9 protein-coding genes are annotated in these 12,510 nt (G+C 73.7%); 5 read left to right on the forward strand and 4 right to left on the reverse strand.

What is annotated here, in order from left to right; genetic code table 11:
- The first annotated feature begins 42 nt into the window (after nucleotides 1-42).
- The 4 genes from IEX89_RS22770 to IEX89_RS22780 all read left to right on the forward strand — a co-directional run bounded on the left by IEX89_RS22770 (nucleotide 43) and on the right by IEX89_RS22780 (nucleotide 7,473).
- Nucleotides 43-1,101 carry a LacI family DNA-binding transcriptional regulator gene (locus tag IEX89_RS22770; RefSeq protein ID WP_188915578.1) on the forward strand — a complete coding sequence of 353 codons (1,059 nt, stop codon included), beginning with the start codon at nucleotides 43-45 and terminating at the stop codon, nucleotides 1,099-1,101.
- A 268-nt stretch (nucleotides 1,102-1,369) separates the two neighbouring features.
- Nucleotides 1,370-2,503 (forward strand): ImuA family protein, encoded by a 1,134-nt coding sequence (locus tag IEX89_RS24555; RefSeq protein WP_244645659.1) that lies wholly within the window; start codon nucleotides 1,370-1,372, stop codon nucleotides 2,501-2,503.
- A gap of 40 nt (nucleotides 2,504-2,543) precedes the next feature.
- Nucleotides 2,544-3,995 (forward strand): Y-family DNA polymerase, encoded by a 1,452-nt coding sequence (locus tag IEX89_RS22775; RefSeq protein WP_244645661.1) that lies wholly within the window; start codon nucleotides 2,544-2,546, stop codon nucleotides 3,993-3,995.
- 13 nt (nucleotides 3,996-4,008) lie between these two features.
- Nucleotides 4,009-7,473 carry an error-prone DNA polymerase gene (locus IEX89_RS22780; RefSeq protein ID WP_188915580.1) on the forward strand — a complete coding sequence of 1,155 codons (3,465 nt, stop codon included), beginning with the start codon at nucleotides 4,009-4,011 and terminating at the stop codon, nucleotides 7,471-7,473.
- A 2-nt stretch (nucleotides 7,474-7,475) separates the two neighbouring features.
- Here the strand turns inward: IEX89_RS22780 and IEX89_RS22785 are convergent, their stop codons facing one another.
- From IEX89_RS22785 to IEX89_RS22795, 3 genes are read right to left on the reverse strand one after another with little or no spacing between them, the layout of a single operon-like run.
- Nucleotides 7,476-9,011 (reverse strand): tripartite tricarboxylate transporter permease, encoded by a 1,536-nt coding sequence (locus IEX89_RS22785; RefSeq protein ID WP_188915581.1) that lies wholly within the window; start codon nucleotides 9,009-9,011, stop codon nucleotides 7,476-7,478.
- Nucleotides 9,012-9,024: 13 nt separating this feature from the next.
- Nucleotides 9,025-9,522 carry a tripartite tricarboxylate transporter TctB family protein gene (locus tag IEX89_RS22790; RefSeq protein WP_188915582.1) on the reverse strand — a complete coding sequence of 166 codons (498 nt, stop codon included), beginning with the start codon at nucleotides 9,520-9,522 and terminating at the stop codon, nucleotides 9,025-9,027.
- A 31-nt stretch (nucleotides 9,523-9,553) separates the two neighbouring features.
- The gene (locus tag IEX89_RS22795; RefSeq protein WP_188915583.1) at nucleotides 9,554-10,582 is read right to left on the reverse strand and encodes a tripartite tricarboxylate transporter substrate-binding protein; all 1,029 of its coding nucleotides are present in this window, start codon (nucleotides 10,580-10,582) and stop codon (nucleotides 9,554-9,556) included.
- Nucleotides 10,583-10,679: 97 nt separating this feature from the next.
- Here IEX89_RS22795 and IEX89_RS22800 point away from each other — a divergent pair, with 97 nt between their 5' ends.
- Complete coding sequence (locus tag IEX89_RS22800; protein WP_210317695.1) at nucleotides 10,680-11,438, forward strand: GntR family transcriptional regulator; 759 nt, start codon at nucleotides 10,680-10,682, stop codon at nucleotides 11,436-11,438.
- Between the two features lie 10 nt (nucleotides 11,439-11,448).
- Here IEX89_RS22800 and IEX89_RS22805 read toward each other — a convergent pair whose 3' ends face one another.
- A complete protein-coding gene (locus IEX89_RS22805; protein ID WP_188915585.1) occupies nucleotides 11,449-12,510 on the reverse strand; it encodes an ABC transporter ATP-binding protein in 1,062 nt (353 codons plus the stop codon).

Below are 12,510 nucleotides of genomic sequence, written 5' to 3' on the forward strand. Positions count from 1 at the left end.
CCGCGTTAACGTGCGTTAGTTTTCGGCGGGGAAGCGTACCATATGGGATCCTCGGTTCAGGAACCGGCCCGCGGCGCGCGCGGGCGGGTCACTCTGCAGATCATCGCGGACGCGCTCGGCGTCTCGACGGCGACGGTCTCCCTCGCCTTGCGCAACGCCCCCGTGGTGGCGGAGGCGACGCGGCTGCGCGTCCATCAGGCGGCGCGCGATCTCGGCTACACCTACAATCGCGGCGCGGCCGCCCTGCGCACGGCCCGCTCGGACATGCTCGCCGTCGCCCTCTCCGACGTGGCGCTGCCCGATCACGCGGCGATCCTCGGCGCGGTGGAGGACACCGCCCGCGCCGCCGGCCGCACGATCCTGCTCGGTACCACGGCGGAGGATCTCGTGCGCCAGGAGCAGGTGCTCGCCATGCTGCGCGAGTTCCGGCCCGACGGCCTGCTCATCGCCCCCGCCGCCGGCACGAAGGCGGCGGCGCTCTACCATCTCGTCGCGGCGGGCATCCCCGTGGTGCAGGTGGCGCGCGAGGTCGATGGGCTCGCCTTCGACTACGTGGGCAGCGACGAGACGCTCGCCGCGTGCCTGGCGGTGGAGCATCTGCTCGCGCTCGGCCATCGCCGCATCGGCATGATCGGCGGCGCCGAGGGGGTCTCGAGCCATCGCGACCGCCGCCGCGCCTTCTGCGAGGCGCTTCAGCGCGCCGGCGTGCCTGTCGATTGCGGCTGGCTCCTCGACGGCTACGGCAGCCGCGAGACCGGCATCGCGGGAATGGGCCGCCTCCTCGCCCTGAAGGAGGCGCCGACCGCCGTCGTGTGCGTGGACGACCTCACCGCCATCGGCGCCATGATCGGGCTGGCCCGCGCCGATCTGCGCCCCGGGCGCGACCTCTCCGTCGTCGGCTGCGGGGACGCGCCGGAGGCCGTCGCCTTCGAGCCGCAGCTCTCGACCGTGCGCGCCCATCACGCCGCCATCGGCCGACGCGCGGCGGAGGTGCTCATGCGCCGGATCGCCGAGCCGGAGGCGCCGCCGGAGCGCCACGTGATTCCCCCCGAGCTCGTGGTGCGCGCCTCCTGCGCGCGGCTGGAGCGCATCGCCGCCTGAGGCAATCTCCGATTCCCGGGGACGTGCGCTCGCGCGAAGATCGCATGCGCGGGCGCGGGCGCTCGTGCCGCGTCGGTTGGTCGCGGATTCAGAGGGCGGAGGCGCTCGGCGGGGGCGCCGATCTCGCCTGGAACCGGGCCCTCCCCCCGCAACGTCCGATTCCCGCCGCCGCGATTCCGTCCGCCCGTGCCCGCGACTCCTGCTTGACTCCATCCGGCCGCGATGGAATCCATGAGCGAACGGATTAGGAACAGACAGGGATCGAACCATGGCTCGTCACGAGCCTCACGACGGCGCCCCCGCGCCGGCGGACGGCGAAGCCGTGCCGGGATGGGAGGCAGTTCCCCGAGAGGAGGACGCCCTCGCCCGGCGCCTCGCCCGGGCGCGCGCCGCGCTCGCCTCGGCGCTCGCCGAGCAGGGGATCGCCGAGCAGGGGATGTCCGCGCGCGACGGGACGGCGAGCGCGGCCGGCGGGTTCGGGGAGGCGGCGCAGGCCGGCTATGCGGTTCCCTCGGCCGCCGTGCCGGCGGCACCGCGGCGGCGCCGGCCCCGTCCCGCACCGCTGGGGGCCGAGGGGCTCGACGCGGTCCTCGGCGGCGGGCTCGCGCGCGGCACGATCCACGAGATCCTGGCGCGGGAGGCGGGAGATCTCGGGGCCGCGCACGGCTTCGCGCTCGCCCTCGCCGCCCGCCTCGCCGCGCCGGCCGCTCCGCGCTCGCTCGAAAGCCGCGGGGCAGAGAACCGCGGGGCAGAGAGCCGCGGGGCAGAGCGCCTGCCCGGCCGCGTCCTCCTCGTGCAGGACGAGGAGGCGGCGCGGGAGGACGGGGCGCCCTACGGGCCGGGGCTCGCGCTGCACGGGCTCGACCCCGCCCGCCTCGTCCTGGTGCGCGCCCGCGACGCGCACGAGGCTTTGTGGGCGACGGAGCAGGCCCTGCGCTGCCGGGCGCTCGGCGCCGTCCTCGCCGAGATCGCCCGCCTGCCGGGCCTCTACGACCTCACCGCCTCGCGCCGCCTGGTGCTCGCCGCCCGCGAGGGCGGGACGACGGGGCTCGTGGTGCAGGCCGCCTTCGGCGCGGGAGCCGGCACCGGCGCGCGCGCCAGTGCCGCCGAGAGCCGTTTCGTCGTCGCGGCGGCACCCAGCCGGCCGGGCCTCGCCGGCACGCCAGGCGCGCCCGCCTGGCGCGTCCATCTCGCCCGCCATCGCGGCGGCCGCGAGGGTCTCTATCACCTGGAGTGGAGCCATGACGATCGTGCCTTCCGAGAGCTCGAGCCGCGCGCCCACGAGCCCGCCGCCGGCGAAGCGCTACCTCGCCCTCGTCCTGCCGACGCTCGCGACGGACCGCGCGCGGCGGCGGGGGCGACGGCGCGGAGGCTCCTCCTTCCCTTCCCCCGCCGCGCCTGAGGCGAGCGCCGCAGCGCCGCCCCTCGCGGCCGTGGCCAAGGTGAAGGGCGCGCTGCGGCTGTCCGCCTGCGACGCCCGCGCGACCGCGCTCGGGCTGCGCGCCGGCATGTCCCTCGCCGACGCCCGCGCGCTCCATCCCGCGCTCGCGGTGGTGGAGGCCGATCCGCAGGGCGACGCCGCCATGCTCGCGCGCCTCGCCGATTGGGGCCGGCGCTGGACGCCCCTCGTCGCGACGCTGCCCCCCGACGGCATCGTCCTCGACGTGACGGGCTCGGCCCATCTCTTCGGCGGGGAGGCCGCCATGCGGGCAGACGCGGTGGCGCGCCTCGCCGCCCTCGGCTTCGCCGCCCGCGCCGCCATCGCCGGCACGCCGGAGGCGGCGGCGACCCTGGCGCGGGCCGCCGACGGGGCGATCGTGGCCACGGGCGAGGAGACGCGGGCGCTGGCCCCCCTCCCCGTCGCGGCGCTGGGCGTCGCGGCGGAGATCGCGGACGGGCTCGCCAAGGTGGGCCTGCGCCGCATCGAGGACCTCGCGCTGCGCCCCCGCGCGCCCTTCGCCGCACGCTTCGGCACCGATCTCGTGGCGCGCCTCGACGCCGCGCTCGGGCGCACGCGCTCCTCCATCGGCGCGCGGCTCGAGGCGCCGCCCTACGTGGCGGAGCGGCGCTTCTTCGAGCCGATCCTGACGCCCGAGGACGTCTCGCGCACGCTGCATCGGCTCACCGAGGAGCTCTGCGCCATGCTCGAGACGCACGGGGAGGGCGCGCTGGGGCTCGAGCTCGCGCTGTTTCGGGTGGACGGCGCCGTGCGGCGCATCCGCGTCGGCGCGAGCCGCCCCACCCGCGAGCCCGCGCGCATGGCGCTGCTCTTTCGCGAGAAGCTCGCCGGCGAGCGCGACGAGCTCGACATCGGCTGGGGCTTCGACGTGGTGCGCCTGTCCGCCCTCTCGGCCCGGCGCCTCGACGAGGCGGCGCGGCGCCTCGACGGGGAGGTGGCGGGGGAGGACCTCGCCCGCCTCGTCGACGCGCTGGGCGCGCGGCTCGGGACGGACCGCGTGCGCCGGATCGCGCCCTGCGACAGCCATTGGCCGGAGGACGCGGCGGCCTCGATCCGGCCCGGCGCCTCCGGGTCGTCGTCTGCCGGAGCGCCCGACGCCGCCTCGGGGCCCGACGCCGCCTGGCCGCAGCCCCTGCCCGACGCCGCCGCCGACCGGCCGATCCGCCTGTTCGCGCATCCCGAGCCCATCGAGGCGGTTGCGACCGTGCCCGACGGCCCGCCCTTGCGCTTCCGCTGGCGCCGCGTCCTCCACGAGACCGCCGCCTTCGAGGGGCCCGAGCGCATCGCGCCGGCCTGGTGGGACGAAGACCGCCTCACCCGCGACTATTTCCGCACGGAGGACCGTTCGGGCCGCCGCTTCTGGATCTTCCGCGAGGGCCTCTACGGCCGCGAGACGCAGGCCCCGCGCTGGTACGTGCACGGGCTCTTCGGATGAGCGGCGCGCGGCCATGACCGGGCTCCTCCCGCTCTCGATCCCCTATGCCGAATTCGGGGTGACGACGAACTTCTCCTTCCTGGAGGGAGGCTCGCATCCCGAGGAGCTCGTGGCGCAGGCGGCGAGCCTGGGGCTCGCGGGGATCGGCATCGCCGATCGCAACTCGGTCGCGGGCGTCGTGCGCGCGCACGTGGCGCTGCGCGAATGGCGCGCGGAGAACGCCACGGGCACCCACGCCCTGCGCCTCGCGCCGGGCGCGCGCCTCGCCTTCGTCGACGGCACGCCCGACATCCTCGCCTATCCGAAGGACCGCGCCGCCTGGGGCCGGCTGTGCCGGCTGCTCACGCTGGGCAAGAGCCGCGCGCCCAAGGGCTCGTGCGAATTGCGGGTCGAGGACCTGATCGAGCGCGCGGAGGGCCTGCAGCTCATCGTGATCCCGCATTATGATAAGCCGGCAAATGGTCTAGACGCCCTGCCCGCTCTGAAGGAGGCGTCCGCCGGCGCCTGGCTCGCCGCGCGCGCGCTCTACGGCCGCGCCCCGCGCCATGCGCTGGCGAAGATCCTCGTGCTGGCCTCGGAACACGGCGTCTCCCCCATCGCCACGGGGGACGTGCTCTACCATTCCCCCGAGCGCCGCCCGCTGCAGGACGTCCTCACCTGCATCCGCCACGGCACCACCCTGGATGCAGCGGGGCGGCGTCTCGCGGCCAATGCGGAGCGACATATTAAGCCGGCTCACGAAATGCTGCGTCTGTTCCGGGAGGCGCCCGTCGCCATCCCCGAGACGATCCGCTTCCTGGACGGCCTCGCCTTCTCGCTGGACGACCTGCGCTACGAATATCCCGAGGAGGGCCGCGAGGGCTTCGCCGACCCGCAGGAGGCGCTCGCGCACTATGCCTGGGAGGGCGCGCGCCGGCGCTTCGGCGACGCCGTGCCCGACAAGGTCGCCGTCGCCATCCGCCACGAGCTCGCGCTCATCGCGGAATTGCGCTACGCGCCCTACTTCCTCACCGTGCACGACATCGTGCGCTTCGCGCGCTCGCGCGGGATCCTGGCCCAGGGACGCGGCTCGGCGGCCAATTCCACCGTGTGCTTCTGCCTCGGCATCACCGAGGTCGACCCCACCAAGCACGATCTCCTCTTCGAGCGCTTCGTCTCCAACGAGCGCAAGGAGCCCCCCGACATCGACGTCGACTTCGAGCACGAGCGGCGCGAGGAGGTGATGCAATACGTCTACGAGCGCTACGGCCGCGACCGCGCGGGGCTGGCTGCGAGCGTCATCACCTATCGCGCCCGCTCCGCCGTGCGCGAGGTGGGCAAGGTCTTCGGCCTCTCGGAGGACAGCGTCGCCGCCCTGTCGGGCTCGATCTGGGGCTGGTCGAAGGCGAGCGTCGAGAGGAAGGAGGTCGAGCGCCTGGGCATGGATCCCGGCGAGACCCGGCTCTCGCGGGTGCTGGCGCTGGCGCAGGAGCTAAACGGCTTCCCCCGCCACCTCTCGCAGCACACCGGCGGCTTCGTCATCACCCGCTCGCGCCTCGACGAGGTCACCCCCGTCTCGCCGGCCGCCATGGAGGACCGCACCACGGTGGAATGGGACAAGGACGATCTCGAGGCGCTGGGCATGCTCAAGATCGACCTCCTCGCGCTGGGCATGCTCTCGTGCCTGCGCCGCGCCTTCGACCTCCTGGCGCGCCATTACGACGAGCGGCTCACCCTCGCCACGATCCCCGCGGAGGACCCGCGGGTCTACGCCATGATCCAGCGCGCGGACACGCTCGGCGTCTTCCAGATCGAGAGCCGGGCGCAGATGTCGATGCTGCCGCGCCTCAAGCCGGCGTGCTTCTACGACCTCGTCATCGAGGTCGCCATCGTGCGCCCCGGGCCGATCCAGGGCGACATGGTCCACCCCTACCTGCGCCGCCGCGAGGGGCGCGAGCACGTCGTCTACCCCTCCCCCGCCCCGGAGCACGGGCCGAAGAACGAGCTCGAGCAAGTGCTCGGCAAGACGCTCGGCGTCCCGCTCTTCCAGGAGCAGGCGATGAAGATCGCCATCGTCGCCGCGCGCTTCACCCCCTCCGAGGCCGATCGCCTGCGCCGCGCCATGGCGACCTTCCGGCGGGTGGGGACGATCGGCACCTTCGCGCAGAAGATGGTGGAGGGCATGGTGGCGCGCGGCTACGAGCGGTCGTTCGCCGAGCATTGCTTCCGGCAGATCGAGGGTTTCGGCGAATACGGCTTCCCGGAGAGCCACGCCGCCTCCTTCGCGCTCCTCGTCTACGCCTCGTGCTGGGTGAAGGCGCGCTATCCGGACGTCTTCGCGGCGGCGCTCTTGAACGCCCAGCCCATGGGCTTCTACGCGCCGGCGCAGATCGTGCGCGACGCCCGCGAGCACGGCGTCGAGATCCGCCCGCCCGACATCAACGCCTCCGACTGGGACTGCACGCTCGAGCCCGGCCCGCCGGCCGCGGAGCGGCTGCATCCGGCGCACGCCTCCATGCGCGGGGACATCCGCGCACGCCACGCGCTGCGGCTCGGCCTGCGCTCGGTCAAGGGCGTGCGCGAGGAGGACATGCGCCGCCTCGCGGCGCGGCGCGGGGCGGGCTACGATTCGGTGCGCGACGTGTGGCTGCGCACGGACCTCGCGCCGGCCGCGCTGGAGCGGCTGGCGGAAGCCGACGCCTTCGCCTCGCTGGGGCTTTCGCGGCGCGACGCGCTGTGGGCGGTCAAGGCGCTCCGGCGCGCGGGCGACAAGGACGACCTGCCGCTGTTTCGCGCCGCCACCATGGCCGAGCGGGAGCCCGACGCCGCGCTCCCGCCCATGCCGCCGGGCCAGGAGGTGGTGGCGGATTACCGCTCGCTGACCCTCTCGCTCAAGGCGCACCCGGTCTCCTTCCTGCGCGCGACGCTGGCGCGGCGCGGGGTGACGCGCCATCTCGAGCTCGATCGCGTGCGCGACGGCGCCCGCGTCCAGGTCTGCGGCCTCGTCCTCATCCGCCAGCGGCCGGGCTCGGCCAAGGGCGTCATCTTCATGACGCTCGAGGACGAGACCGGCATCGCCAACCTCATCGTCTGGCCCAAGACCTTCGAGGCCTACCGCCCCGTCGTCGTCGGCGCGCGGCTGGTGGGCGTGCGCGGGCGCCTGCAGCGGGCGAACGGCGTCACCCACATCGTCGCCGACGCGCTGGAGGACTGGTCGGACCTGCTGGCGCGGCTCGGCGGCGAGGGCCTGCCCGAGGCTCTGGCGCGCGCCGACGAGGTCAAGGCCGGCGGCTCCGCCGATCCCCGCGAGAAGGAGACGAAGCGCGAGCGCGAGGCGCGCTTCCGCGCCCTGGTGCGCGAGGAGCCGGCGCTCGCGCAGGACGTCGCACGCCACGAGGCGCAGTCGGCGTTGCGCCGCGGCGCCGCCGCCGATCCCACCACGCTCCCCGACCGCCGCGGCGTCGCCGCCGCCATGCCAAAGGGGCGGAACTTCCGATGAGGTCAGCCGCGATCGGGCGAGGCGCCCGCGGTCGCCGCCGCCCCCTTCCTCGCGCGCCGGCGCACGGAGGCGAGGAGGCGGGGCACGAGCGACAGGAGAAGCAGCGCGATGAGCACGAGGGTGATCGGGCGATCGAGCACGAAGGACGGGTCGCCCCCGGTGATCTGGTAGGAGCGCACGAGCTCGCCCTCCGCCATGTCGCCCACGAGGAGGCCGACCACCGCCGCGGCCACCGGGTAGCCGTAGCGGCGCATGGCCCAGCCGAGCACGCCGCCGGCGACGACCGTGATCGGCCCCACCATGTTGCCGGTGATGGCATAGGCGCCCACGATGGAGAGCACCATCACGACGGGGGTGAGGAGCCGCAGCGGCACCTTCACGATGGTGCCCGCCGCGAACACGAGGGCCGTGCCCACGAGGAGCAGGAGGAAGGCCTGCGCCATGTTGCCGAGGATGAGCGCGTAGACGACGTCGCCGTTCTCCGCGATGAAGCGCGGCCCGCCGGTCACGTTGTGCATGGCGAAGGCGCCGAGCAGGATCGCCGTGCCCGCGCCGCCGGGCAGGCCGAGCGCGAGGAGCGTGATCATCGAGCCGCCCTCGGACGAGCTGTTGGCCGCCTCCGACGCGATGACGCCCTCCGGCGCGCCCTTGCCGAAGCGGGACGGGTCCTTGTCGCGGCGCTTGGCGATGGCGTAGGAGGCGAGGTTCGCCACGCTCGAGCCGACGCCCGGCACCATGCCGATGCCCGCCCCGATGAAGCCCCCGCGCATCAGGTCGACGGGCTTTCCGAGCGCGAGCCTGATGCCGCCGAGGATGGCCGAGAGCCGCACCACCCGGTGCGCCCGCTCCTCGACGATGTAGTCGCGCCCCACGAGGCCGAACAGCTCGGAGGCCGCGAACAGGCCGATGAGCGCCGCGATCGGCGGGATGCCGTCGAGGAGGTACATCGAGCCGAAGGTGCCGCGCATCTGGCCGGCGTCGCTGAAGCCGATCGTCGAGAACAGGAGGCCGACGATGCCGGCGGCGACGCCCTTGGCGACGCTCGCGGTGTTGAGCACGGCGATGAGTGTCAGCCCCCAGATCGCGACGACGAGGAGCTCGGTCGGCCCGAGCCGCAGCACCCATTCGGCGACGAAGTCGACGGTGAAGAGCAGGAGCAGGTAGCCCACGAGCGTGCCGACCACCGAGGCCGCGAGCCCGGCGCCGAGCGCCTCGCCGTGGCGGCCCGCCACCGACATGGGGAAGCCGTCGAAGGCGGAGGCCACCGCCGACGAGGTGCCGGGAATGTTGATGAGGATCGCCGGGATCGCCCCGCCGAAGCCGCCGCCCGTGAAGATCGCGGTGAGGAACAGGATCGCCGTGAGAAAGTCCATGTAGAGCGTGGCGGGCAGGAACACCGCCATGGCGATCGAGATCGACAGGCCGGGGATCGCCCCGAAGATCACGCCGATGACGAGGCCCGGCACCACGACGAGCCAGGCGCTCGGCGTCGAGGCGAGAAGGTCGAGGGCACCGGCGAAGGCGACCGTGTCGATCATGGGCGCGAGGGCCTCAGAACAGAAGCGTCGGCAGGCGCACCGAGAGGAGCGCGACGAAGATCCAGACGACCGGCGCCGTCACGAGCGCGGCGAAGCCGATCAGCACGAGCGGGCGCCGCTCGCCCTGGAGCGCCAGCGATGCCGCGAGGAAGACGAAGGTCGCCGCGTCGAAGCCGGCATGGGGGATCGCCGCCACGTAGGCGACGAGGAGCGCCATGAAGGCGAGGCTGGCGCGCGTCTGGCGGGCCTCCTCGCGGACCTTCGCGTCGTCGAGGGTCGTGCGCCGCGCGGCCGCGACGTCCTCCGCGATCGCCGCGAGGAGCGCCACGATGCCGATGGCGGCGGCCGGCACGATCAGGATCGTGTCGGCGATGCCCCGCGACTTCGAGGCGACGTCGGCGGCGTAGCCCGCCATGGCGAGCGCGAGCGCCAGCGCGAAGAGAACGGCCCCCACCGGCCAGGCCGGCCGGCGGGGGGACGCGCTCTCGGGGGAAGCGCCGTCTTGCGACATGGGGTCCGGCGACATCGCGCTCGGGCCGGCCTCAGCGCAGCTTCTCGGCATGGGGCACGAGCGCCGCGTAGGCGTCGTCGACGAGCGCCTGGCTCTCCTCGGGGCCGACCCAGTCGGCGCCGATCTTGGCCTCGCGGGCCCAGGCCTGGAACTCCTCGCTCTCCACGGTCTCGCGATAGGCGTCGACGAGGATCTGCCAGCGGTCGGGATGCTCCTCCTTCAGGGCGGAATGCGCGATCAGGCCGGTGATGTTGCCGCCGATGAGGGCGACGGGCTCGACGCCCATCTCGCCGAGCGCCTCGTTGAGGAGCGGCGCGTCGTGCTCGCCCGGGTCCGAGGTGTTGACGACGGCGAGCACCCGGATGCGGTCGCGGATCGAGGCGGCGGCTTCGGCCGCGATGATCTCGAAATCGACCTGGTTGCCGGCGAGCGCCGCGCGCAGGGGCGCGCCGCCGTCATAGGTGACGAAGCGCACGTTGTCGGTTGGAATGTCGAAGGCGTCCATCAGGATGTAGGTCTGGATATGCCCGCCATTGCCGAAGATGATGCCCGAGGACACGGCACCCGGCTCGCGCATGGCCTCGACCAGCTGATCGAGCGTCTCGTAGGGGCTGTCCTGGTGGACGGCGACGATGGCGTAGTCGTTCCACTGCGCGTTGAGGAGCGAGAAGTCGTCCCATTCCACCGGCGCGCCGCTGACCAGGATCGCGCTCGACAGGTAGGGCGTGGCCTGCATCAGGAGCAGCGTGTTGCCGTCGGCCGCCTGCTGCTGGAAGTAGGTCGCGCCGAGCGCGCCCGCGCCGCCGGCGCGGTTCTCCACCGTGATCGGCACGCCCAGCCGCGGGCTCATGTGCTCGGCGAGGCCGCGCGCCATGCGATCCGCGCTGCCGCCGGCATTGAAGGGCACGACGATGGAGATCGGCTCGTCGGGCCAGGCGAGGGCTGCGGAGGGGGCGGCCAGCGCCGCGAGCCCGAGCGCGGCGGCGCCGACGAGGGCGCGGCGCGTGAGCGAGCCGCCCGTGAGCCGCCCCGTCGCTGCGGCGAAGCTGTCGAAAAGCATGGTCTTTCCTCCCGGCGTCTTCTGTTCCGTGGTGGCGCGAGAGTGCGACCTGTGCTTAAGTCATGTCAATATGACAAATCGGGATAGGGAGCCATACGTGTCCGGGGGCGATCCGTGGCCCAAGCACCACCAGCTCTACCTCGTCCTGCGCCAGCAGATCCGCGAGGGCGCCTTCGACGGCGGCGTGCCGCTGCCGAGCGAGCACAAGCTCGGGGGGGAGTTCGGCGTCTCCCGGATCACCGTGCGCCGGGCGATGGAGCGACTGGAGCAGGAGGGCTTCGTCGAGCGCCATCGCGGGCGCGGCACCTTCGTGCGCGACGGCGCGGCGATCTCGCCGGTCCAGGCGAGCATCAGCGGCTCGGTGGAGAACCTCGTCGCCATGGGGCTGGAGACCCAGGTGCGGGTCATGGGCGTCGACTACGTGCCGCCGCCGCCCGCCGTGGCGCGCCAGCTGGGGCTCGCCGCCGGCGCGCCGTGCCAGCGCGCGGTTCGCGTGCGCGCCCTCGACGGTCGGCCGTTCTCGCATCTGACGACCTACGTACCCGAGGAGATCGGGCGAACGTTTGATGTGGACGACCTCGCGCGCACCCCGCTCCTCATCCTGATTGCGCAGGCCGGGCGGCCCATCGCGCGGGCCGCGCAGAGCGTCTCGGCGACGCTGGCGACGCCCGAGATCGCGCGCGCCCTCGACATCGATCCGGGCGAAGCGCTCCTCGCCATCCGCCGCGTGGTGCGCGACGTCGACGGACGGGCGGTGGAGGTGATGCACGGCCTCTACCGGCCCGACACCTACGAGCACGAGATGGCGCTCGAGCGCACCAACGAAGGCGGCGTCGAGCTCTGGAAGGCGCGCTGAGCGGCTGCGTTCAACGCAGACGCGCGCCGCTCTGCGGATCGAACAGGTAGACCCGCGCGGGATCGACCGCGACGTCGACCCGCGCCCCGGGACGCGGCGCATTCACGCCGCGGGTCTCGACCACGAGCCGCGTGCCGTGCCCCGCGTCGCAATGGACGTGGCAGACGGAGCCGAGATTCTCGACGATGTCGACGACGAGCGTCTCGCCGGCGGCGAGGGTGAGATCCTCGGGGCGCAGGCCCACCGTCACGGCGCCGTCGCGCGGCCGCACCGCCGTCTCGATCGTGCGCCCGAGCGCGGGTATCGCCACGCCGCCCGCCTCGGCGCGCCCGTCGAGGAAGTTCATCGACGGGGAGCCGATGAAGCCCGCGACGAAGCGGTTGTCCGGGTCCTGGTAGAGCGCGAGCGGCGCGCCGACCTGCTCCACCCGCCCCGCGCGCAGGACCACGATCTTGTCGGCGAGCGTCATCGCCTCGACCTGATCGTGGGTCACGTAGATCATCGTCGCGCCCATGGATTTGTGCAGGTGCGCGATCTCGACGCGCATCTCCACGCGCAGCTCCGCGTCGAGGTTCGAGAGCGGCTCGTCGAACAGGAAGACGGACGGGTCGCGCACGATGGCCCGCCCGATGGCGACGCGCTGGCGCTGGCCTCCCGACAAGGCCTTTGGCTTTCGCTCGAGATAGGGCTCGAGCTGCAGCACCCGCGCCGCCTCGCCCACGCGCCGGGCGATCTCCTCCTTGGGGTGGCCCGTCATCTTCAGGCCGAAGCCCATGTTCTCGGCCACCGACATGTGCGGATAGAGCGCGTAGGTCTGGAACACCATGGCGACGCCGCGCTCGGACGGGTCGGCGCGGGTGACGTCCTCGCCGGCGATGACGATGCGCCCGTCCGTCGTCTCCTCGAGGCCCGCGATCATGCGCAGCAGCGTCGACTTTCCGCAGCCCGACGGCCCGACGAAGACGCACAATTCGCCCTCGGCGATCTCGAGGTCGACGCCGTGGATCACCTGGGTCTCGCCGTAGCGCTTGATCACGCGCTCCAGGCTCACGCCGTTCGTCACGCCGGCCAT

Source organism: Salinarimonas ramus (assembly GCF_014645695.1).
Classification (GTDB): Bacteria; Pseudomonadota; Alphaproteobacteria; order Rhizobiales; family Beijerinckiaceae; genus Salinarimonas; species Salinarimonas ramus.